At 63.6% G+C, this 21,396-nt stretch carries 19 protein-coding genes; 3 read left to right on the forward strand and 16 right to left on the reverse strand.

Going from position 1 to position 21,396, the window contains the following annotated elements; translation table 11 throughout:
* Complete coding sequence (locus RCH06_RS15505; RefSeq protein ID WP_327082365.1) at positions 1 to 1,446, reverse strand: DUF1254 domain-containing protein; 1,446 nt, start codon at positions 1,444 to 1,446, stop codon at positions 1 to 3.
* A gap of 479 nt (positions 1,447 to 1,925) precedes the next feature.
* Between RCH06_RS15505 and RCH06_RS15510 the strand changes: the two genes are divergently transcribed.
* Entirely contained in the window at positions 1,926 to 2,699 is a 774-nt protein-coding gene (locus RCH06_RS15510) for an SDR family oxidoreductase (RefSeq protein WP_327082366.1), read from the forward strand.
* A 16-nt stretch (positions 2,700 to 2,715) separates the two neighbouring features.
* Positions 2,716 to 3,090, forward strand: a complete 375-nt coding sequence (locus RCH06_RS15515) for a nuclear transport factor 2 family protein (RefSeq protein WP_327082367.1) — start codon at positions 2,716 to 2,718, stop codon at positions 3,088 to 3,090.
* 305 nt (positions 3,091 to 3,395) lie between these two features.
* Here the strand turns inward: RCH06_RS15515 and RCH06_RS15520 are convergent, their stop codons facing one another.
* The 15 genes from RCH06_RS15520 to RCH06_RS15590 all read right to left on the reverse strand — a co-directional run bounded on the left by RCH06_RS15520 (position 3,396) and on the right by RCH06_RS15590 (position 20,444).
* A complete protein-coding gene (locus RCH06_RS15520) occupies positions 3,396 to 4,922 on the reverse strand; it encodes a DUF1302 domain-containing protein (RefSeq protein WP_327082368.1) in 1,527 nt (508 codons plus the stop codon).
* Positions 4,923 to 4,952: 30 nt separating this feature from the next.
* Positions 4,953 to 6,326: a DUF1329 domain-containing protein gene (locus RCH06_RS15525; RefSeq protein WP_327082369.1), complete on the reverse strand. Its 1,374-nt coding sequence runs from the start codon at positions 6,324 to 6,326 to the stop codon at positions 4,953 to 4,955.
* Between the two features lie 124 nt (positions 6,327 to 6,450).
* Positions 6,451 to 6,702, reverse strand: a complete 252-nt coding sequence (locus RCH06_RS15530) for a hypothetical protein (protein ID WP_327082370.1) — start codon at positions 6,700 to 6,702, stop codon at positions 6,451 to 6,453.
* 240 nt (positions 6,703 to 6,942) lie between these two features.
* Positions 6,943 to 8,679 (reverse strand): class I adenylate-forming enzyme family protein, encoded by a 1,737-nt coding sequence (locus RCH06_RS15535; RefSeq protein WP_327082371.1) that lies wholly within the window; start codon positions 8,677 to 8,679, stop codon positions 6,943 to 6,945.
* Between the two features lie 5 nt (positions 8,680 to 8,684).
* A complete protein-coding gene (locus tag RCH06_RS15540) occupies positions 8,685 to 9,830 on the reverse strand; it encodes an acyl-CoA dehydrogenase family protein (protein WP_327082372.1) in 1,146 nt (381 codons plus the stop codon).
* 44 nt (positions 9,831 to 9,874) lie between these two features.
* Complete coding sequence (locus RCH06_RS15545; RefSeq protein ID WP_327082373.1) at positions 9,875 to 11,062, reverse strand: acyl-CoA dehydrogenase family protein; 1,188 nt, start codon at positions 11,060 to 11,062, stop codon at positions 9,875 to 9,877.
* Positions 11,049 to 12,170, reverse strand: a complete 1,122-nt coding sequence (locus tag RCH06_RS15550) for an MBL fold metallo-hydrolase (RefSeq protein WP_327082374.1) — start codon at positions 12,168 to 12,170, stop codon at positions 11,049 to 11,051. The genes RCH06_RS15545 and RCH06_RS15550 overlap by 14 nt, the downstream gene beginning before the upstream one ends.
* Positions 12,167 to 14,005 carry a long-chain-acyl-CoA synthetase gene (locus tag RCH06_RS15555; RefSeq protein WP_327082375.1) on the reverse strand — a complete coding sequence of 613 codons (1,839 nt, stop codon included), beginning with the start codon at positions 14,003 to 14,005 and terminating at the stop codon, positions 12,167 to 12,169. Before RCH06_RS15555 ends, RCH06_RS15550 begins: the two co-directional genes overlap by 4 nt.
* Before the next feature lie 44 nt (positions 14,006 to 14,049).
* Entirely contained in the window at positions 14,050 to 15,231 is a 1,182-nt protein-coding gene (locus RCH06_RS15560; RefSeq protein ID WP_327082376.1) for an acyl-CoA dehydrogenase family protein, read from the reverse strand.
* Positions 15,232 to 15,254: 23 nt separating this feature from the next.
* Positions 15,255 to 16,433, reverse strand: a complete 1,179-nt coding sequence (locus RCH06_RS15565; RefSeq protein WP_327082377.1) for a lipid-transfer protein — start codon at positions 16,431 to 16,433, stop codon at positions 15,255 to 15,257.
* A gap of 28 nt (positions 16,434 to 16,461) precedes the next feature.
* Positions 16,462 to 16,866, reverse strand: a complete 405-nt coding sequence (locus RCH06_RS15570) for a MaoC family dehydratase (RefSeq protein ID WP_327082378.1) — start codon at positions 16,864 to 16,866, stop codon at positions 16,462 to 16,464.
* On the reverse strand, positions 16,853 to 18,022 hold the full coding sequence (locus tag RCH06_RS15575) for an acyl-CoA dehydrogenase family protein (RefSeq protein WP_327082379.1): 1,170 nt from the start codon (positions 18,020 to 18,022) through the stop codon (positions 16,853 to 16,855). The genes RCH06_RS15570 and RCH06_RS15575 overlap by 14 nt, the downstream gene beginning before the upstream one ends.
* Complete coding sequence (locus RCH06_RS15580) at positions 18,019 to 19,014, reverse strand: Zn-ribbon domain-containing OB-fold protein (protein ID WP_327082380.1); 996 nt, start codon at positions 19,012 to 19,014, stop codon at positions 18,019 to 18,021. The genes RCH06_RS15575 and RCH06_RS15580 overlap by 4 nt, the downstream gene beginning before the upstream one ends.
* Before the next feature lie 53 nt (positions 19,015 to 19,067).
* A complete protein-coding gene (locus tag RCH06_RS15585) occupies positions 19,068 to 19,847 on the reverse strand; it encodes an SDR family oxidoreductase (RefSeq protein WP_327082381.1) in 780 nt (259 codons plus the stop codon).
* 90 nt (positions 19,848 to 19,937) lie between these two features.
* A complete protein-coding gene (locus RCH06_RS15590) occupies positions 19,938 to 20,444 on the reverse strand; it encodes a MaoC/PaaZ C-terminal domain-containing protein (RefSeq protein ID WP_327082382.1) in 507 nt (168 codons plus the stop codon).
* A gap of 110 nt (positions 20,445 to 20,554) precedes the next feature.
* Here RCH06_RS15590 and RCH06_RS15595 point away from each other — a divergent pair, with 110 nt between their 5' ends.
* Positions 20,555 to 21,388, forward strand: coding sequence for an enoyl-CoA hydratase (locus RCH06_RS15595; RefSeq protein WP_327082383.1), 834 nt, complete (start codon positions 20,555 to 20,557; stop codon positions 21,386 to 21,388).
* Positions 21,389 to 21,396 lie beyond the last annotated feature (8 nt).

Raw genomic sequence — 21,396 nt, forward strand, 5'->3', positions numbered from 1 at the left:
TCAGGGCGCGAGCTTTTCAATCGGCTCCGGACTCCAGGACGGATCGCGTGCCAACGGCCACGGCTGGTACAGCCGGGCATTGAGCACAAAGCGGTTGCTGCCGGGGCTGGGCAGCCAGTTGCTGCGCTTGGCCGGGCCCGGGTCTTCCGGCTGGATCAGGAGGTCCAGACTGCCATCGGCATTGCGCTGCAGCCCACGGGTGCGGTCGCCGATTGAATAGCGATTGAGCGGGTTGTCCATCACGTAGTGGCCGCCCGGCGGGCCGTCCTTCGGAAACTCGTACAGCGTGATGGACCAGAACGCATCGGCTGGCAGCCTGCCCTGCGGCAGATGCAGCCGGTAGCGCGCGCCGCCGCCCAGCGGTTGGGCGTTGCCATCGACGCTGGCGAAGAAGTAAACCGCTTCGGCTTCCTCCAGACCAAGGATGCCGCCCGACATCGCAGCCGAGCCCGCACGCAGGCGGTAGTTGCTGCCAAAGGTGGTGGGCAGGCGAAACGGCAGCCAGCCATTTTTTCGGCTGACTGCCGCCGAGCGGCGATCGGCGCTCAGCGCGCTCTTCAACTCTTTCTCGATCTCTGGCGCCAGAGCTTGCCAGCGCGCTTGCAGCTGGGGTGAAAGAAGCGCCCAACTACATTCCGCGCCGCAAATGCCGACTTCGCGGTAGCGCTGCAGCGTCGCTGTCTCTCGCGCGGGCGGTGGATTGCGTGCAATCGCCTCGTTGGCCACATCGACGAAACGTGCCCAGTCGCCGCGTTGCGGTGCCAGCCGGGGTTCGTCGGCACGCGCGGCAGCGTTCACGGGGACGGTGGTGAAAGCGTCCTGCACGCGATAGGCAGCATCCAGATCCTTGGGGCTATCAACCAGCACGCGCAGATTGAGATACACATCGCGTGTGGGCGCGCGGATGATCTGATCGACCTTGGGTAGCTGGCCCTGCCAGTCGGGTGCGACGATGGCAATGCGCCTGGCCACCGTGCCGCTGGCGCGCTGGCCTACATAACCAAAGGTGTCCAGATCGGCACCGATGAGCGCGACCACGTAGTAACGCCCTGCTGTATTCGGCACCGACAGCACCACGGGCGCAGGGCCCACATCGAGCCAGCCGGTCGAGTACAGCGTGTCAACGATGGGGCCGTTGGCCCAGCGGTCGTTGGGCGTCGCCGTTTTTCGGGAATGGCGAAACTGATTGCGTTGGGTGGAGGTCGTTGAGGCCGGATCGTTCAGCGCGCTGTAGCGCATCTGCATGAACTCCTGGTAGGGATAGGCGTACAGCATCGCCTCACGAATCAGGCCGTCCAGCGCGGCGCCCTCAGCCGGCGCGGCAACAGACACCGGCGCGGCGGGCTGCTGCGCCATCGCCAGGGCGCAAGACGTGAGCAGCGTTAGCGCGGCGAGGCGCTTGAGTCCTGACCAGAAAGTGGTAGAAGTGGTGAAGGTTTTAGGCATCAAGGCTTCCTTTTTTGGGTTGTGATGGGTGAGCGGTTGAGCTGCGGCATCGAGCGGTCTGGCGTTTGCCGCCGACTGCCGGGCCAGGCTGGTGCAATGCCTTGCCGCTGTGCCTTAACCCGTTCCGTAGAGGTTGAAGCAAAAAGGCGTGCGCGCAAATTCACGCCGGATGGTCGCCGCGCAGTGGCTGGCGCGCCATCGTCTTTTCAGACTAAGTCAAACAAAAAATGCACCTTTATCATGGTGTGCGTACCGCCAAAGCGGGGCGAAAAGTCGCCAATGCGCAGGCATGCAAACACAAGTGGTTGGGGGTGCGTTTGAAAGCGCTGCCCTTGAAGGCAAGACGCCGTGCAGTGCGACTATTTGCGCCTGGTGACGGGTACGCCTCAGACACCTTGCCCCGACCCCCCTGCAAAAGCAGGACGCATGCCTTGAACGCTTCTTCCATTTGCCCTCCACCCAACCCAAGGATCAACAACATGCCTCTTACCCTCGTTACCGGCTCTGCCTCCGGCATTGGTGCCGCCACCGCTGAGGCCCTCAAGGCCGCCGGCCACACCATCATTGGCGTGGACTTGCGCAACGCCGACATCACCGGTGACTTGTCCACCGCCGCAGGTCGCCAGGCCGTCATTGCGCAGGCTTTGGCGCGCTCGGGCGGTACGCTCGACGGCTTGGTGCTGTGCGCCGGCCTGGGCGCGCAGGTGCAGCCGGCATCGCTTATCACGTCAGTCAACTACTTTGGCGCAGTCGAATTGCTGGACGCCCTGCTGCCGGCGCTGCAAAAAGGCACGAATCCCTCGGCGGTGGTGATCTCGTCGGTCGCCTCGGCCATGCTGCCGTGGGATAAAAACCCGCTGGCTGCCGCCTGCGAGGCGGGCGATGAAGCCAGCGTCAGCGCCATCGTCATGGGCGCGGGCGCGCAAGGCGGCAACCTGGCCTATGCCGGCTCTAAAAACGCGCTCACCGTGGCCGTGCGCAAGCGTGCCGCCGCTTGGGGTCAAGCCGGCGTGCGCCTGAACACGCTGGCGCCCGGCGCCACTGAAACGCCGCTGCTGCAGGCTGGCCTGCAAGACCCGCGCTACGGCGAAGCCATCAAAAACTTCGTGGCCCCGATTGCCCGGCGTGCCGAGCCGCGCGAGATGGCGTCGGTGGTGACGTTTTTGATGAGCGATGCCGCCAGTTTTGTGCATGGCGCGCAGTTCTATGTGGACGGCGGCATTGACGCGGTGACGCGCCCTACCCAGTTTTAAACCAGCAAAGGTACTCATGCCCACCCCCGAACACATGCAAGCCGTTGTCGAGACGTATGTGCGCGCACTGAACGCCGCCGACCTTGACGCCATCGTCGCGCTGTACGCCGAGGACGCGCTGGTTGAAGACCCGGTCGGCTCCACGCCCAAGCGAGGCCTGGAAGAGATTCGCGCCTTTTATGCAGGCTCACTCAGGATGAAACTGCACGTCGAACTCGAAGGCAGCGTTCGCGCCGTGGCGAACGAAGCGGCCTTTGCCTTCAGCGTGTCGTTTGAGGTGCAAGGCCGCAAAACCACCATCCGGCCGATTGACGTGTTTCGCTTTGACGAGGCCGGCCGCATCGTGCAGATGCGCGCTTTTTTCGGGCCTGCCAACATCAGCGCGGGCTGAACCTGCACCTGCGTCTCCTTGCCGCCCGCCCATGCCGGCGCGGTGGCAGTTTTCAAGCTTTTTAAGCGTCTTGCGCATACAGGCCGGTCGCATACAGCTATTTAATCGATAGCGCTTCAGGCGGCCGCCAACGTGCATTTCAAGTGCGGCCATCCGGCTCTGCGCCTTGTCAAAGACAAATCGCCACACTGCGCGCAGTGACCAGCCCCGCCCCGCCAAAAACCAGTGCAGCGACACAAAACTGCCCTGCACCATCAAAAAAGCCCGGATAAATCCGGGCTTTTCAAGTCAAGCAGCCTGCAGTATCAGAACGTGTATTTCATGTTCAGCGACAGCTGGTCGCGGTCGGCCAGCAGACGGTTGTCAATCGAGTCGAGCGAAGCGCCGCCGGCATAACCGTTGTAGGTCACGCCCACCGAGAAATTACCCCGGCGGGTGAACGAAGCGCCCAGGCTGTAGCGGATGTCGCCCTTGCCGCCCACGCCGCCCAACAAGGTGCGGCCCTTGAGCTGCTGCGAGTAGCTGATGGGAACGTTGAGATCCCAGCCTTCAAAAATGCCGGGGTAGCCCAGCACCAGGGTGCCCGAAAATGCCACGCCAGAGTCGGTCTTGAACGTCAGGTTGCTGGCGGGGCCGTCGTAACCACTGTATCTCACCGCCGAGACTTCGCCCAGCAGGATGACCGAATCGGCAATCGGCGTGCGTCCAAAGTTGGTAAAGGTGCCCAGGTTGAGCTGCATGGCCTTGGCGCGGGTTGGGGTGCCCAGCGCACCCACCAAAACCGGCACGCCGTCGCGATAGGTGAACTCACCGTAGCCCGAGGTGTTGTTGGTGACCTTCGTGCTGACGGTTCCGCCATACAGCTTGATCTTGTCAAAGTAACGCACCTGGTACGAGCTGGTCGCCAGACTGGTGATCGGCAGCGGCGTGCGGTCGTTGTAGTTGAGGTAGTACAGGCCCGCCTCGGTCTCGTCGGTCACACGGTAGCGCGAGCCTATGCCCCACTGGCCGCTTTTGCTGGGCAGGATATCGTTCCCGCGCAGGCCAAAGCTGCACTTGTTACCCCTATAAGGTTGCAGACAAGTACCGCCCGGGCCCACGCCGTCCGATGCGCTCAGGAATGAACCCGGCGCTGGCGCGATGGTCGGGTGAAAGCCGAACTGGTACTGACCCAGCAAGGTCAGGCGCGGCGTCACCTCAATGGAGGCGACCAGCTGGTCTTCGGGCAGGATCACGTCTTTGGTTTCCGTGCCCGGTATGCCGGTTTTGGTGCCGTCAAACGGGCCTTGTGCCTGCGCTATGTTGGGAAAGTACACCGACTCGCCCCAGTTGACCGCCTGCCGGCCAAAGCGCACGGTGGCGCGGCTGGATTCACCCAGTTCAAACGACGTGTAGCCGTAGGCGTCAAGAAAGCGGCTGTAACCCCCGTGGTAACGCCTGGCCGCATCTGAGAACTCGTTGACCGCACCGGGCTTGTTGACCAGGCCGGTGTTGTCGTTGCTGCGGTGGTAAACGTCGTCATAAAACGTGCTGCCCGACAACACGAAGCCGCTGTCGCCCTTGGAGATCTTGCCCTCGAACAGCTCTGAAATACGGTTGGCCGTCAGTGCGTTTTTGGCAAAGTTGTTGTCGCCGTCATTGGCGCCGGCATTGCGCGCCAGCATGGCGTCGGCGCTGCGCATGCGCTGCGACAGCGTGTAGTTGGTGGTAAAGCGCCAGTCCAGATTGACACCATTTTCAAAAGTAATGGTTTCACCGGCCTGCGCGCCCCCGGCAACCACCAGTGCCAAAACGGCCATGGCCACTGGTTTGAGTCCCCGATTTGTTTTCATTTTTGTTTTCCTTGTTTTTTTCAAAAGCGCTTAGTTGCCAGCGTTGCGTGCGGCTTCTGGCGTGTACATCGACGGGTTCAGGTTGCCCTTGTTCAATATCGGCCCGGTTGGACGCTCCTGGAACAGGTTGTAGGCAATGTAGCCACCGGAGTTCAGGTCAAAATAAAACGCGGTGCCTGCCTGCCATGCGCTGGTGTCAAAGGCGTAGTAGTAGTTGAGCAAGGCGTACTGCCACAGCGAGCCACGCGCGTCATACATGTCAGACATCACAGCCATGCCGTTGTCTTCATCAAGGAACAACACGCGCTTGCCGTACAGGTGGCGGTAACCGTCTTTCAAGGTACCCTCGACGGCCCAGACGCGGTGCAGTTCCCAGCGAATGAAGTCCGCATTGGGTACGCCCGGCTTGAGCAAGTCGGCGTACTTGACGTTCTTGCCGTGAAGCTTGTAGGCGTTGGCGGGGATGTACATCTCGCGCTTGCCCAGCAGCTTCCAGTTGTAGCGCTCGGGCGAGCCGTTGAACAGGCGGTCCGAGTCAATGGTCATCTTGCCGCCAGAGCCGCCCAGCGGCTGGTCAAAGCCGTATTCAGGCACCTGACGAACACGGCGCGTACCGGGGTCGTAGCTCCAGGCCAGGCGTTTGCCTTTGGCAAAGTTAATGGGTTCGGACGACACCGTGACGCCGCCTTTTTCACGCTCGGGCAGCAGCGTTGCGGTCTTGCTGTAGGCCATCGTGCCTTCAAGCGGCTTACCCACCTCGGACGGCAGACCCACCATGCCCAAGTTGGTGTTGCGCTGGCGGCCCCAGGAGATGGCGCCGTCTGACAGCACGTTGGCAAAGTCGGTGGTCTTGTCCTCGTTGAAAGCCCGGTTGGGGAACATGTTGTTCATCAAGGCTTCCTGACCCGTCTTTGGAATCGGGAAAGGAATGGCACCGATGGACGCGCCCGCGATGCCCAGGCCGCCATCGGAAATCTCGGCATTCAGCGCATTTTTCTTGGCGACTTCACAGACCGAATCGGGGTAGCGGAAATCGCGGTGGCCCGGATAAACCTCCATGCGAAACGTCTTGGGGAACTTGGCGAACAAGGCCTTTTGTCCGTCGGACAGTTTGGACGCGTACTGCGCCTGGTTTTCGGCCGTGATGGTCAACACCGGCTTTTCGCTGGCATACGGGTCCACCGGGTGTTGGCCGACATGAGGCGTGTACTGCACGCCGGGCGGGGTACCGAGCCACTTGCCGGTGAACTCGGGTACGCCGTCCTTGGTGCCGGCTTTCTCGGCACCGACACAGGTCAGCTCTTTGCCCAGTTTTTCGGCCTCGGCGGCGCTCACTTTTGCCATCGCGCTACCGGCCATGAGCAGGCTCACGGCAAGAGGTATCAGGGTCATCGTTGCTTTCATCAAAGTCTCCTTTTCCCTTGTTCAGGGAGTTGTAATCCAGGTCGCCACGCAAGCGCGTGGTGGGCAAAACAGACGAGTGGGGAAATAATTTCAACGCCCAACCATCCCGGTAGGAATTGTTGGTTCAGCGCAAATTATCTCCATCGTCTGATGAGACTAGGTTGTGACCCGAACTGATGAGAGAGGCATGGCCGCGTGTTGCACACTGGCAAAGCAGTGACGCCACGAGCAAGAAAATCGCCGCTGATTGCTGGCGAATCAATTGCTGCAGGCGCGCTGCCGCAAAGCGCGAAATGCGCTTTTTATTGAAATTAAAGGTGTGCCGTAAAAGCACCTGGACAACTTCTCGCGCGCCAATAAAGGGACGCGCCAGCATGCGATGGCGTGCGTGGTTCAGTCGTCAGGAAAGCTGGATTTTTGCTACGGTATTCATAGCTGCTTGCGCCCATGCAGCATGCGCAAGCAGCCTGTTTGATGCCGAATCAGTCGTTTGCGCGTCAAAACGCAGGCGCGCTGGCACTGACATCGCCAGAAAACTCAATGCAGCCGGCGTTGCGCATGAATGGGTTCGCAACGCCCGTGCGATGCTGCAACGGGCGTCACGGGAGCAGCGCGCTCAGGCGGGCGGGTATTCGCGCTTGAGGGTGGACTTGAGCATTTTCCCGGCCGGGTTGCGCGGCAGGCTGTCATGGCGCACATGCACGTGCAGCGGCACCTTGTAGGCCGCCAGCCGGCCCGCCACATGCGCCTGCACCTGCGCGGGCGTCAGCCACTCGCCATGCGCCAGCACGACCACGGCAACCACCGCTTCGCCAGTCTGGTCGTCAGGCTGCGAAAACACTGCCGCCTCCACCAGCCCGGGGTGCTGCAGCAGGCAGGACTCGACCTCAGCAGCGGCGATTTTTTCGCCGGCGCGGTTGATCACGTCCTTGATGCGGTCCACGATGCGCAAAAACCCGTCAGCGTCCATCAGGCCAATATCGCCGGTGCGAAACCAGCCGTCGTCTTCCAGCGCTTGGGCGCTGGTGGCGCTCTGGGCACAGTAATCCTGCATCACGGTCACGCCGCGCAGCCACACTTCGCCGGACTCGCCAGTGGGCATCGGCGTGCCGTCATAGTCGGCCACGCGCAGCTCGATGATGGGCGAGACCAGTCCCGAGCACTGCGGTTTGAGCTGGAACAGCCGGCCCGAAGACGCCGCGCCCACGCCGTTGGTTTCGGTCAGGCCAAAGCCGGTGCCCGACATGGCGTCGCCGCGCCGGTTTAGCACGTCGTCGATCAGGCGCTGCGGCAAGCCCGCGCCGCCAAAGCCGACGCCGCCCAGGCTGCCGGTGATGGCCGGGTCGTCAAAGCCGGGTTCAGCCAGCAGCTGCATCACCATCGACGGCGCGCCGTTGAACTGGGTGATTTTTTCTTTCTGGATCAATTGCAGCGCCTGCGTTGGCCCCCAGCGGTGCATGAACACCAGCCGGCGCCCGTGGCGCAGCGACGCCAGCAGCTGCGCATGCAGGCCGCTGACGTGAAACAGCGGCACGGCCGTCAGCGTGGTCGGCTGCAGGCCGCGCGCCATCATGGCCTGGATCATGGCGGGCGAGGTCATGGCGGTGATGGTGCCGATGTAGTCGATGTTGTGCAGCGCCTGACACACCGCGCGCTGGCAGGAGAGCACGCCCTTGGCCTGGCTGCTCGCGCCCGAGGTGAAAAGAATCAACGCATCGTCGCCGGGCTCAAGCGCAGGCGGCTGCACGGCAGGCGCGCCGGGTGCAATCATGTCGGCCCAGTCGGCGTCGCCCTGACCGGGCGCGCCCTCAACCACCACGGCGCGGCAGTCAAGCGCGGCCAGGTCAGCTTCTACACGGACAAAGCGCTCAACATCACAAATCAACCAGCGCGGCTTGATGTCGCGCAAATTAGCCAGCAACTCACCCTGCAGACCAAAGCTGTTGAGCGGCGCGGGCACCGCGCCCAGCAGCGCTGCGGCGACAAACGCCACCGCCCACTCGGGCCGGTTGCGCATGGCAATGGCGATGCGGTCGCCGGCCTTGACGCCGTGCTCGGCCTGCAAGCGGCCAGCCAGCGCGTCCACTGCCTGATAAAAACGGTCAAAAGTCCAGCGGTCGCCTTCATAAACCATAAATTCGCGCGCGCCATGCACACGGCCCGCATCCAGCAGCGCCGGCAGCGAAGCAAACGCGTTGCGGTAAGCCGGCAGCGTCTGGCCGTTGACGCTCAGCTCGGTCAACTCGAACGGCGCGCCCGGCGCGGTGAGCTGCGCGTGGCAGCGGGCGACCTGGGTCAGCAAATCAGGTTCGGCAGCCGGGGTAGTAGCCGGGGGTGTTGCAACAGAAGTCATGGCGCTCAAAATCCTTTCAGTCGTGCATAGCGGTCGCGGTGAAACACCCCGTCGCCCAGGCTGTGTTGCAGCACGCGGGCGCGCTTGACCATCAGCCCCAAATCAAATTCGTCTGTGACGCCGATGCCGCCGTGCAGTTGCACCGCCTCGTTCATCAGCTTTTCGCACAGGTCACTGGCGCGTGCCTTGGCCAGGCTGGCCAGCAGCGCCAGCTCGGCGTCCTGCGTGTCGATGGCCGACAACGCAGCGCGCACGCAGCTTTGCAGCATTTCCAGCTCGGTGTAGAGCCGCGCCATGCGGTGCTGCAGCGCCTGGAACGAGCCAATCGGCACGTCGAACTGCACGCGTTCCTTCAGATAAGCATTGGTGCGCTCGAACGCCTCACGCATTAGCCCCAGCCCTTCGGCAGCCAGGCAGATGCGGGCGCGGTCGAGCGCGCCGTCCAGTGCCTGTGCAGTGTCAAGGGCGGCGCTCAGGCGCTGGTCGTCGGCGACTTCAACGTTTGTGAGCGTCAAGCGCGCGTGGTTGCGGCTGTCGGCCAGCAGCGTCGGCTGTAGGGTGACGCCGGTTTGCGCGGCTTCGACCATGAACAGGCCGATGCCTTCATCAGCGCCCTGTGCGTCCAGCACCTTAGCCACGACGATCAGCCAGGATGCGCCGATGCCGTCAATGACAAACCATTTCTCGCCGTCCAGCACCCAGCCGTTGCCTTGCGCATTGCGCCGGGCACGGGTCTTGATGCGCTCGGGATGGTGGCGGCCCTGCTCGTCCAGCCCCAAGGCCAGGCGCTGCTGGCCGTCCACCAGACCGGGCAACCAGCGCTGGCGCTGGGCTTCGCTGCCGGCGGCCAGCAGCAGCTCGCCGCACAACACTACCGACGACAGTAGCGGCAGCGCCGCCAGCGTGCGGCCCATCGCCTCGAACACCGCGCCCAGGCCGGGGTAGCCCACGCCCAGCCCGTCATAGGCTTCGGGGAAAACGGCGGCTGGCCAGCCCAGTTCCACCACCTGTTGCCACAGCGCGGGCTCAAAGCCCAGCGTCGCGCGCTCGTCGCGCAGGCGGCGCTGCAGGCTGATAGGCGACTGCGCGTTCAAAAACTCCGTGGCGCTGTCGCCCAGCTGGCGCTGTTCATCGTTCAGCAAAAAACTCATGCCTGTGTCTCCGGTATTTGTGTCGTGTGCATCGCGGCGCGCCTTCAGCCCGGCAGGCCGAGCACGCGCTTGGCAATGATGTTGAGCTGCACCTCGCTGCTGCCGCCCGAGATGGTGTAGGTCTTGGCCAGCAACCACAGGCGGCAAATGTCGTGCTCGTCGCGGCTGAACTCATCGCCCTCCCAGCTCAGGCCGCGCTGGCCCATCAGCTGCATCAACAGCTCGTACTTGGCCACTTCCTGCTCGGTTTGCACCAGTTTCATGATGGACGACGGCCCGCTGATGTCGATGCGCGCCATGGCTTCTTCCTTGACACGCTGGTGCGTCAGCGAAAACGCGTGCGAGTCCATCAGCAGCGCGGCCAGCCGGTCGCGCCACACCGGCTCCAGCAGCGTGCCGTCTTCGTCATACAGATAAGGCCGTGCCACCGCCAGTGCGTCGTGCGAGGGCGCTGCGCCTTCGCTGAACTTCGACATGGCGGCGCGCTCGTGCTGCAGCAGCTTTTTACCGACTGTCCAGCCGTCGTTGAGCGCGCCGACCAGCTGGCGCGCAGGCACCCGCACGTCGTCAAAAAACACCTCGCAAAAGCTCGACTTGCCGCTGATCAATTCAATCGGCTTGACGGTGACGCCCGGGCTTTTCATGTCGATCAGAATGAAACTGATGCCCTGCTGCTTCTTGACGGTGGTGTCGGTGCGCACCAGGGCGTACATCCAGTCAGCCGCGTCGCCGTAAGACGTCCAGATTTTCGAGCCATTGACGACGAAGTCGCCGTTTTCGTCCTGGCGCGCAGAGGTCTTCAGGCTGGCCAGGTCAGAGCCGGCGTTGGGCTCACTGAAACCCTGGCACCAGCGCATACGGCCTTCCATCATGGGGATCAAGTGTTCGCGTTTTTGCGCTTCGGTGCCGAGTTCGAGCAGCACCGGCCCAAGCATCCACACGCCCAGGTTGAACTGCGGCGGGCGGCACGTCAGGCGCAGCATTTCCTGCTCGACGATGCGTGCTTGCTTCGGAGTCAAGCCGCCACCGCCCAGCTCGGTCGGCCAGTCGGGGGCAAACCAGCCCCGGTCACGCATGCGCTCGAACCAGACGCGCTGGTCGTCGTTGGCAAACTTGACCGTGGAGCCGCTCCAGACGATTTGCTCTTGCGTCAGCGGCTGGCGCATGGCCGGCGGGCAGTTGGCTTCCAGCCAGGCGCGGGTGTCGGCGCGAAAATTTTCAGTGTCTTGCATGGCTTTCTTCTTGTTCGGGGCTGGGGGTCGCGTCAGAGTGAGGAAGTGTCAGGGCAAACGACGGGTCGGCCAGCGCAAATCGGTACACGCCGTCTTCGTCAAGCACGCGCCGCAGCACGCCTTCATAGCGCAGCCAGGACAGGTGGGCCACCGTCTCGCCCAGCGCCAGCATGTCATCGACCGGGCCGCGCAAACGCGGAAACAGGCACAGCATGGCTTCAAAGGCGCTGCAGCTGGCGTGCTCGGTCAGGTAGGCGCGCAGCAGCACAAACTGGTACTCGTGGTGTTCGCGCAGCTCTTGCGTGCGTGGATGCAGCCCACGAAACACGCGTTCATGCGACGGCAGCACCAGCGTGCCGGGCGCGAGCTGCTCCAGCCGTATCAAAGACGCCAGCCACAGCTGCAGCGGATTGGCCTCGGGCTCGATGCCGGTGACCAGCACGTTGGAGCTGATGCGCGGCAGCAACTGGTCGCCGGCAATCAAAATTTCGTCCTGCTCGCAGTACAGGCAGGCGTGTTCGGGCGAGTGGCCTTCGCCAATCACCACGCGCCAGATGCGCCCGCCCAGCTCAATCTCGTCGCCACCGCGCATGCGGGTGAACGAATGCGGCTGCGGCGGCAAAAACGGGTCTTTGCGCATGGCTTTCCACATGCGATCAACCCGCTCTTGCGGCATGCCGGCGCGCTGGTAAAACTCGGACTGGGCTTGCGGCAGCGGGTCGGGCATAGGCTCGGCCAGCGTGCGCATCATGTAGTACTCGCCGTGCGTCATGTACAGCGGAATGTTGAAACGCTCGCACAGCCAGCTTGCCAGCCCCGCGTGGTCGTAGTGCATGTGGGTGCAGACCAAGCGCACGATGGGCAGGCCCTGCAGGTGGGTGGCAGCGATGTGCTCCCAGCGCTCGCGCGTGAGTTCGGTATTCAGGCCGGTGTCAATCAGCGTCCAGCCCTCAATGCCGCGCAGCAGGTAGATGTTGATATGGTCCAGCGCCATCGGCATGGGCATGCGCACCCACAAGATGCCGGGCGCAACTTCCACCACCGAGCCGTCGGTCGCCGGCGCGGTAAACGGGTAGTCCAGCACCGCCTTGGCATGCAGCCGGCTCATGTCAGCGCTTTCTGTGCAGACACTGCGCTCGAACCCGAGGGCAGCATCGCATTGGAGTCGTCCAGCACGACATAGGTCTGGGCCTTGTCGTCGCGCACAAACAGGGGGTCGCTTGTCTGCACGCGGTCATAGCCTTGACGCTGCAAGTCCACCTTGCGCAGTTTGTAGTTGCCGGTCATGTCGGTGGTGGGGGCAATGCGCAGGTAGTGCGGCGCAGCGTAACGCGGCAGGCGCTCCAGCGCAAAGTCATAAAACGCTTTGGCATCGAACGGCATGTCTGGCTGAAACACCAGTGCCGCCATGCCGGCGCGGCCTTCGGCACCCTCTACCTTCACGCCATAGACCGTAATGGCGTCCAGCCCCGGGAAATCACCCAGCGCATCGGTGACCTCGGTGGTCGAGACGTTCTCACTGTTCCAGCGAAACGTGTCCCCCATCCGGTCGACAAACCAGCAGTAGCCGTCTGCGTCGTAGCGCAGAAGATCGCCTGACGACCACCAGGCATCGCCTTGCTTGAAGACGTTGCGCAAAATTTTCTTCTCGGTCGCCTCGGGCGAGGTATAGCCCTCAAAACGCCCGCCGACCACGTCGGGAATGTCGATGATCATGCCGATGGCTTCGCCTACTTCGCCCACCTCGCAATGCTGCAGAAACCCGTTTTCATCGCGCACATAGGTGTCGGCGTCGGTGTCGTAGCGCGCGAGCCGCAGGTTGGTCTTTTCCCAGAACGGAATGCGACCGCACGAACCGACCCGGTTGTCGACGTTGATGGTGTTGGTGTTGGACTCGGTCGAGCCCCAGCCTTCGTAGATCTGGAACTGGTCGCCAAAACGCCGTATCCACTGATACCAGACTTCGGGCGCCATGCCCGCGCCGACCATCTTGCGCAGCGGGTGCGCGTGGTCGTCGGGCTGCGGCGGCACGGTCAGCAAAAAGCGGCAGATCTCACCCACGTACTGGCAAATCGTCACGTTGTGGCGGCGCACGTCAGGCCAGAACTCGCTGCGGCTGAACTTGCGGCGCAGCAGCAGGCTCGCGCCCGAGGTAAACGCTGTCGCACCTGCCGACAGCGCGGCAGCGCCGTGGTAAAGCGGCAAAAAGCAATAAAAACAATCGTCCTGCGTCACGTCCATGGTGGCCACCATCACGTCGCCGGTCAGCAGCCAGCGGGCGTGGCTGATGAGCGCCGCCTTGGGCAGGCCGGTGGTGCCCGACGTGAAAATGTACAGGGCCGCATCGCCCGCCACCAGCCCGGCGCGCCATTCGGCGGGCGGATTGGTTTCCAGCGACTGGTCGGCAGCCTGCGCCAGGTCAAGCACACAGCGCGCGTGCAGCGCCGCTGCGGCGGGCCGTTCGGCGTCGGGCCAGAGCCAGTAGCACAGGTCGCCCGGCAACTCGGCCGTGTCAAACAGCGCCAGGCATTCTTCACCCACCACGATGTGTTTGGCCCCGGTAGCCTGCAGCGCATGCAGCAGCGGCTTGCCGGTGACGTTGGTGTTCAAAAACGCCACCCGCACGCCCAGCTTGGCCAGACCCATCCACGCAAACAGGAAGGCCGGACGGTTTTCCATGCACAAGGCCACCACGTCGCCGCAGCGCACACCGCGCGCGTACGCGGCATGTGCCACCTGGTTGATGCGCCGGTTGGTCTGCTCGTAGCTGTAGTGCTCGTTGCCATACAGCAGGCAAGGCCGCGCGGCAAAGCGCTCGGCACTTTCCTCGATGCGCTCGGCAGTGGTGTAGGTTTGTGAGGCCCGGTGGCGCTGACTCGCCCGCGACCGGTTGTCGAGCTTGGCCTGCGTGACTTCGCGCGGCACGATGGGTGGTTTATTCACGCCGTCTTCCTATGCATCATTAAGTTGAATGTGAACGCGGCGCGTTAGCGCACCGGGCGCGGCATCTTCAGGCCGAACTGCGCAATCAGCTCGCGCTGGATTTCGTTGGTGCCGCCGCCAAAGGTCAGCAGCGTGCTGGCGCGTACTTCGTATTCCAGCTCGCCCAGCATCAGCGCGGCGCTGGAGCCGGCGCGCACCAGGGCACTGGCGCCGACGATGTCGATCAGCTTGCGCAAAATCTCCAGCACGCTTTCCGAGCCATAGACCTTGGTGGTCGAGGCCAGCGCCACGTCCATGCCGCCCGCTTCCAGGTCAGAAGCAATGCGAAAGTTGATCAGCCGCATGGCTTCCATGCGCGCGTAACACTCGGCCAGCGAGCGCCGCACCCAGGGCTGGTCAATGGCGCGGCGGCCCTGCTCGTCGCGCGCCTTGGCCCACTGCAGCACGCGGGTGAAGGGGCCAAACACCTTGTCAGACCAGGAGCCCAGGCCTAGCCGCTCGTGGTTGAGCTGCGCGGTGATGAGTTTCCAGCCGCCGTTCAGCTGGCCCACCAGCCGGTCGGCAGGCACTTCGACGTTGTCGTAGTAGGTAGCCGACGTGAAGTTGCCCACGGTCTTGATCAGCGTGTGCGAAAAGCCCGGCGCGTCGGTGTCGAGAATCATGATCGAGATGCCCCTGTGGCGCTCCAGATCGGGGCTGGTCCGGGCCGCCAGCCAGACGTGGTCGGCAGCTTCGATACCGGACGTCCACAGCTTGGCACCGTTGACCACGAAGTGACCCGTTTCCAGGTCGCCTTCCAGGCGCGCCTGTGTTTTGAGCGTGGCCAGGTCGGAGCCGGCCTGCTGCTCGGAGTAACCAATGGCAAAGATGGTTTCGCCAGAAGCAATGCCCGGCAAAAACTGCTCTTTTTGCTTGGCGGTGCCGTTTTCCATCAGCGCCGGGCCGACGGTGCTGATGGTCACGAAGGGCAGCGGCGCGCCGGCAATGTTGGCTTCTTCAAAAAAGATCAGCTGCTCGGTGGCGCTCAGGCCCTGGCCGCCGTGCTCTTTGGGCCAGCCGACGGCCAGCCAGCCGTCGCGGCCCATCTGGCGAATGGTGTTGCGATAGGTGTCGCCGCCTTCAGCGCCACGCAGCTCCATGCGCAACTCGGGCGTCATGAGGTCGTTGAAATAGTCGCGTACCTTCAGGCGAAGGGCGTGCTGTTCGGGGGTGAGATCAATGAACATGGTGTGTTTTTCCTTGCTTGGCTTCAGGCTTCGCCCAGAATCAGGCCGCTGGTGGGCACGCCGGTGCCGGCTGTGACCAGCACGTTGTGAACGTCGTTAACCTGGTTGACCGCGCTGCCGCGCACCTGACGCACGCCCTCGGCAATGCCGTTCATGCCGTGGATGTAGGCTTCGCCCAGTTGACCGCCGTGGGTATTGATGGGCAGCTTTCCGCCACGTGCATGGTGGCCGGCGCGAATGAAGTCTTTCGCCTCGCCACGCTTGACGAAACCGAACTCTTCGAGCTGCGGCAAGACAAACGGCGTGAAGTGGTCATAGATCACCGCCGTCTGGATGTCTTCCGCCGACAGGCCACTTTGTTGCCACAGCTGCTGGGCGACCAGCCCCATTTCCGGCAGGCCGGTGATGTCGTCGCGAAAGTACGAGGTCATGATCTGCTGGCCGTCGCTGATGCCCTGCGCCGCGCCCTTGATGATGACGGGCTTTTGCTTGAGGTCACGCGCCCGCTCGCTGGACGTGATGATCATCGCCACCGCGCCGTCAGATTCCTGGCAGCAGTCGAGCAGGTGCAGCGGCTCGCAAATCCAGCGCGACGCCTGGTGCTCTTCGAGCGTGATCGGCTTGCCGTGGAAAAACGCTGCCGGATTGGTCGCGGCAAAGTCGCGCGCCGCCACGGCCACGCGGCCAAAGTCTTCGCTGGTCGCGCCGTAGGTGTGCATGTAGCGCTGGGCAAACATGCCGACCCAGGAGGCCGGCGTGTGAAAGCCGTAGGGCATGTACCAGCCGTAGTTGATATTTTCAAAGATCGGCGACGAGCCAAAGCCGTAGTTGCCATTGCCAAAGCGGTACCAGCTGCGCTCGTTCATGGCGCGGTACACCACCACCGTCTTGGCAATGCCGGTGGCCACGGCCATCGCCGCATGCAGCACCGGCGCGCAGGCCGCGCCGCCGCCGTGCGGCACTTGCGAGAAGAACTTCACGTCCTTGGCACCCAGCAGGCGGGCGATTTCGTACTCAGGCACCTTGTCCACGGTGTAGGACGAGAAACCATCGACTTCGCTCGGGTCGATGCCGGCGTCGGCCAGCGCGGCCAGCGTCGCTTCCATCGCCAGGCGCAGTTCGGTGCGGCCAGAGTTCTTGGAAAACTCGGTGGTGCCCAGGCCGACGATGGACGCGCGGCCGGAAATTGAGAGATCGTTCATAAAAATGTGTGCTCCTGGCTATGCGGCATCAAGGCAGGGAAACGCGCACCGTACCGGTGACGTGGTTGCCCATGGAATTGGCGCCCTTGAGCGTGACTTCGACCGTACGGTCGGAGTCGCGCTTGTCGGTGACGGCGCCGTTGATCGTCATGCTGTCGCCCGGATAGTTGGGCGCGCCCAGCTTGATTTTCAGGTTATGCATGCGCGCCTCGGGGCCGCTCCAGTCGTCGATGAAGCGCTGCACCAGGCCGTTGGTGGTCAGGATGTTCATGAAGATGTGCGGCGAGCCCAGCGCGCGCGCCGCGTCCAGGTCGTGGTGGCCGGGAAAGTAGTCGCGCGTGGCAATCGCCCCGCCGTTGATCAGCGCCACCGTGACCGGCACGCTCAGGGCGGGCAACGCGGTGCCCACGGCAATGTCGTCAAACTTCGGCATGGCTGTGCTCCTTGCGGGTGTTGTTTTGGTTGTCGTCTTCGGCAGCGTCATATTTCCATCCCAGGGTGTCGTTGTCGGCCAGCCAGTCGCCCAGCCGGGCCAGATGGTGTTCAGTGCCGCCCAGCAGCACGTTCAGGGCGCGGCTCCAGAAAAGAAAGCGGTGAATCGGGTAGGTGATGTCCACACCGATGCCGCCGTGGACGTGCTGCGCCATGTGGCCGGCGCGGTGGCCGGTGTCGTTGGCCAGCGCGCGCGTGGCCCAGGCCTGCGGCGCAGCGCCCAGATTGGCATCAACCCGGTAGACCAGCTGCCACACCGAGGTGCGCAGCGCCTCAAGGGCGATGTAGCCGTCGGCCATCTGCCCGGCCACCAACTGGAACGTGCCAATGGCGCGGCCAAACTGCTGGCGCTCGCTGATGTAGTCGACGGTGCGCAGCAGTTGCTGCCCGGTCACGCCCAGTTGCAGCGCGGCTACGCAGGCAATCGCCCGCTGCTCAGTCCAGCCCGTGGCTTCGACCGGCAGCACGTTACCGTCAGCAATACCCACGCCGTCAAATTCCAGATCAGCCACCGAGAGGTGGTGCTGGTCGAGGCCTTCAGTGCGCTGCACGCCGGCTTGCGTCAAGTCCACCAACACCAGGCGCATCTGGCCTTCGGCGTCAGCCGCCAGCAACGCCTGGCGGGCCTGCGCGCCCAGCGGCACGGCGCTGGCCTGGCCACTCAAAGTCCAGCCTTCAGCGGCACGCACCAGTTGCAGCGACGGGCCGCGTGACTGCGACAGCGATTGCAGCGACAGCACCACCGGCGCTTCTCCTGACAGCGCATCGTCCAGCACCTGCGGCAAAGCAGCCGGTGCAAACTTGGCCAGTGCCGCCACGGTCAGCTGCGGCTCCCACAGCGGCACCAGCGCCAAGGCGCGACCTTGCTGCTCCAGCACCGCCATCAGCTCGGTCATGCCCAGTCCCAAACCGCCCTGCGCTTCAGGAACCATCACGGTGTTCAGGCCAGCAGCCACACATTGCTGCCACAACTCCTGCATGTACGGCGAGCTGGACGCATCGTGGTCGCGCAGCTGGTCGTCGCTGCAAAAGTCGGCAAACAGGCCTTGGGCCATGTCGGCAAAAGCGCGTTGGTCTTCGGTCAGATCAAAATTCATGCTGTCACTCCTTCGGCTGCAGCGTTCGCCACAGGCCTGAATTGCGGCAGCACCAGCTCGCCGTCGTTGAAGGTGTTGAACTCGACCTGCACCGCCTGGCCGATCTTCACGTCGCCGGGCGCAATGCCGACGATTTGCGAAATCAGCCGTGTGCCCTCTTCCAGCTCGACCAGCACAATCGGGTTCGGGTGGTCAAACGGCGCGACTTCGGGGTAATGCATGACCACAAAGGAATACACCGTGCCGCGCCCGGAGGCCTCGACCGTGTCCCACTCAAACGAATGGCAGCTCGGGCAGACCGGGCCGGGCGGATGGCGCAAGGTTGCGCAGCCTTTGCAACGCTGGATCAGCAGCTTGCCGGCGCGCGCGCCTTCCCAGAAAAAGCGCGTGTCGTCGCTGATGCCGGGCAGGGGGCGCTTGGCCGGTGCTGGCGTTGCGGCTTTGGCCTTGTCAGCGGCGTCGTCAGGCTTCTTGACCGGGTTGGCCGGCTTGAACTTGAAAACGCGAAACAGCAGCTGACCGACTTGCTCGTCGCCCTCGGGTTTTTGCGAGAAGAAACTCATCACCAGCGTGACGAAGTGGCCGGTGCCCAGCGCCGTGGTTTTCTCAAGGCTGATGGCGTCAAAGAGCGTGCTGTAGTACAGCCGCTCGCCCTCGGTCACATCGCGTGCAAAGGTGAGTTCGGAATTCACCGCCACCACCGACGCCATGCCCTGCGCTTCCAGCAGCTTGAGCACCTCGTAGGGGTTTTCAGTGGTCGAGCCGGGCGGGTAGTTGTTGGGCGTCAAGCCCTCCATGCACCAGACCTGCAGCATCGCCGGCGGCGCAGTGACGGCGCCTTCAGCGGTGTAGCGCGCGGCGTCCACGCCCATCACTTCGCACCACTGGCGAATCATGGGCGCGTTGACTTTGTCCCAGGCGTAGATACGCCCGTATTCCTTGCCCACCAGGGCCAGTACGTCCTTCATCCACTCGTTTTCAGCCAAGGCCATGCTCCTTTGTTGATTGATCTGTGTTGTTCCCGCAGGCGTCGTTGCCGTCGCCATCAGGGATTACCCGCGTTGGCCGCTGCCAAAAAAGCCGGCTTTTCGCCGCCGCCATGCAGCAGCAAATTGGTTCCGCTCAGGTAGGCAGCGCGCGGCGACGCCACGAACACGCAAGCCTGGGCAATATCAGAAGGCTCGGCCATGCGGCCAGCCGGAATCGTCGCGCCGACGGCGGCAATGCCCGCGTCGTCGCCAAAATGCAAATGCGACTGCTCGGTGCGCACCAGGCCGGGGCTGACCGCCACCACGCGCACCTTGGGTGCCCACTCAACGGCCAGCGACGACGCCAGACTCAGCACCGCCGCCTTGGCCGCGCCATAGGCCGCCGTGCCGGGCGAAGGCCGCAGCGCGCTGACGCTGCCGATAAAAACAACCACGCCGCCCGCGTCCTGCGTCTGCATGGCGGCGTTGGCGGCTTGCGCCATGTGCAGCGCCGCCGTGAAGTTCAGCCGGATCACGCCTTCATGAAAGCGCGGCGACACGGTGGCCGAGTCGACCGGCGGGCTGCCGCCAGCGTTGTGCACCAGCACATCGAGCTGGCCGTGGCGCTGCACGATGTCGGCCACCAGCGCCTGCACGGCCGTGGCTTCGCGTACGTCGCACGGCAAAAATTCGGCGCTGCGCCCGCCGGCAGTGGGCAAGGCGTCGGGCGCGCTGCGGGCGCACACCACCACCGTCGCGCCTTCGGCCAAAAAGCCCTCGGCAATGCCGCGCCCTATGCCCTTGGTGCCGCCGGTGACGAGCACCACGCGTTTGTCAAATTCGTTGTTCTGGTTCATGGGTGCAAATTTACGGATTGGCACCCGACGCAGATACGTCCAAAAGGACGATACCGGCTGCTGCGGCTAGGGCGACTGCAAAGCGGGTGACTAGCCATTGACCACAGGCCGGCGCAGCATGACGACGTTATTCAAAAGGCTAACGACCACTTCATCGCGCTGGTTCAGCAGCTCGAAGCGCGCCACCATCAGCCCGCGTTCAGGGCGGCGGTCGTCCCGGCGCTCCAGTTGCGTGACACGCGCGCGCAAGATGTCGCCCGCCACCGCAGGCCGGTGAAAGCGAACCTCGTCCCAGCCACGCGCCGCAATCGACGCGCTTTCTTCATGCGGAACGGTGTGGCTCAGACGAATCAAAATCGACAGCAGATGCACGCCAGCGGCAAACAATTCGCCGATGGGCGAGCGCGCAGCGGCCGCCTCGTCGATGTGCGGCCCGAACGGATCCCACACCAGGGCAAACTCCTTGATGGCCTGCGCCGTCAATAAAAAAGTCTGGGTTGATTCCTTGGGCTGGCCCAGCGCAATGTCTTCCCAGTAGTGGATAGAGGTGCCGTTGACCGGCGGAGCGTATTGGGTTGATTCGCTTTGAGGGTTCATGCCGTCCAATTTAGGCACCGGCAGGCCCGCCAGATACGTCCAAAGAGACGATGTAACGCCGCGCTGGCAAAACCATCATCGGACAGCTTCATCACTTGCAGGATTTGCGCATGCGTCTCGAACCTTCTTTGCCCACTGCCCCAGCTTCACCCGCCCACGCCACGGAGGCAGCCGCCAGCGAACTGCTGATTGACTACCCCGGCGACGGCGTGGCCGTGGTGCGCATGAACCGCCCGCAGGCCACCAACGCGCTCAGCCTGAACCTGCAAGCGCTGCTGTCAAGCGCCTTCACGCAACTGACGGCTGACCCGCAAGTGCGCGTCATCGTGCTGACGGGCGGCGAAAAAGTGTTTGCCGCCGGCGGCGACATCAAAAGCCTGGAAGGTGCCGGCCCGATTGAAATCATGCAGCGCCACACCGAGCGCGTCTGGGCACCGATCGAGCGCTGCCCCAAGCCCATTATTGCGGCGGTTTGCGGCTACGCCTTTGGCGGCGGTGCCGAGCTGGCGATGCACTGCGACATCATCCTGGCCGGCGAAAGCGCCAGCTTTTCGCAGCCCGAAATCCGCATCGGCATCATGCCCGGCATCGGCGGCACGCAGCGCCTGGTGCGCGCCGTGGGCAAGTTCAACGCCATGCGCATGCTGTTGACCGGCAAACCCGTGAGCAGCACGGAAGCACACACCATGGGCCTGGTCAGCCAGGTTTTTGCCGACGACCAGGTGCTGCCCGAGGCGCTAAAAATGGCCAGCCTGATCGCCGCCATGCCGCCGCTGGCCGTGATGCAAATCAAGGAAGTCGTGCTGGCCGGCGTCGATGCCTCGCTAGAAACCGCATTGATGCTGGAACGCAAGGCGAACCAGTTGCTGTTCGCCACCCGCGACCAGAAGGAAGGCATGCAGGCCTTTATTGAAAAGCGCAAGCCGAAGTTTGAGGGGCGCTGAAAGCCCAA

It is taken from the genome of Polaromonas sp. CG_9.5 (assembly GCF_035984465.1).
In the GTDB taxonomy this organism is placed as follows: domain Bacteria; phylum Pseudomonadota; class Gammaproteobacteria; order Burkholderiales; family Burkholderiaceae_C; genus Polaromonas.

Bases quoted from the DNA above. Each gene is read 5' to 3' on its own strand.
- RCH06_RS15535 (WP_327082371.1), bottom strand. From the start codon at position 8,679: ATGACTTCTGTTGCAACACCCCCGGCTACTACCCCGGCTGCCGAACCT.
- RCH06_RS15525 (WP_327082369.1), bottom strand. From the start codon at position 6,326: ATGAAAGCAACGATGACCCTGATACCTCTTGCCGTGAGCCTGCTCATG.
- RCH06_RS15560 (WP_327082376.1), bottom strand. From the start codon at position 15,231: ATGTTCATTGATCTCACCCCCGAACAGCACGCCCTTCGCCTGAAGGTA.
- RCH06_RS15505 (WP_327082365.1), bottom strand. From the start codon at position 1,446: ATGCCTAAAACCTTCACCACTTCTACCACTTTCTGGTCAGGACTCAAG.
- RCH06_RS15530 (WP_327082370.1), bottom strand. From the start codon at position 6,702: ATGCTGGCGCGTCCCTTTATTGGCGCGCGAGAAGTTGTCCAGGTGCTT.
- RCH06_RS15590 (WP_327082382.1), bottom strand. From the start codon at position 20,444: ATGAACCCTCAAAGCGAATCAACCCAATACGCTCCGCCGGTCAACGGC.
- RCH06_RS15520 (WP_327082368.1), bottom strand. From the start codon at position 4,922: ATGAAAACAAATCGGGGACTCAAACCAGTGGCCATGGCCGTTTTGGCA.
- RCH06_RS15570 (WP_327082378.1), bottom strand. From the start codon at position 16,866: ATGCCGAAGTTTGACGACATTGCCGTGGGCACCGCGTTGCCCGCCCTG.
- RCH06_RS15515 (WP_327082367.1), top strand. From the start codon at position 2,716: ATGCCCACCCCCGAACACATGCAAGCCGTTGTCGAGACGTATGTGCGC.
- RCH06_RS15585 (WP_327082381.1), bottom strand. From the start codon at position 19,847: ATGAACCAGAACAACGAATTTGACAAACGCGTGGTGCTCGTCACCGGC.
- RCH06_RS15550 (WP_327082374.1), bottom strand. From the start codon at position 12,170: ATGAGCCGGCTGCATGCCAAGGCGGTGCTGGACTACCCGTTTACCGCG.
- RCH06_RS15580 (WP_327082380.1), bottom strand. From the start codon at position 19,014: ATGGCCTTGGCTGAAAACGAGTGGATGAAGGACGTACTGGCCCTGGTG.
- RCH06_RS15540 (WP_327082372.1), bottom strand. From the start codon at position 9,830: ATGAGTTTTTTGCTGAACGATGAACAGCGCCAGCTGGGCGACAGCGCC.
- RCH06_RS15595 (WP_327082383.1), top strand. From the start codon at position 20,555: ATGCGTCTCGAACCTTCTTTGCCCACTGCCCCAGCTTCACCCGCCCAC.
- RCH06_RS15575 (WP_327082379.1), bottom strand. From the start codon at position 18,022: ATGAATTTTGATCTGACCGAAGACCAACGCGCTTTTGCCGACATGGCC.
- RCH06_RS15510 (WP_327082366.1), top strand. From the start codon at position 1,926: ATGCCTCTTACCCTCGTTACCGGCTCTGCCTCCGGCATTGGTGCCGCC.
- RCH06_RS15545 (WP_327082373.1), bottom strand. From the start codon at position 11,062: ATGCAAGACACTGAAAATTTTCGCGCCGACACCCGCGCCTGGCTGGAA.
- RCH06_RS15565 (WP_327082377.1), bottom strand. From the start codon at position 16,433: ATGAACGATCTCTCAATTTCCGGCCGCGCGTCCATCGTCGGCCTGGGC.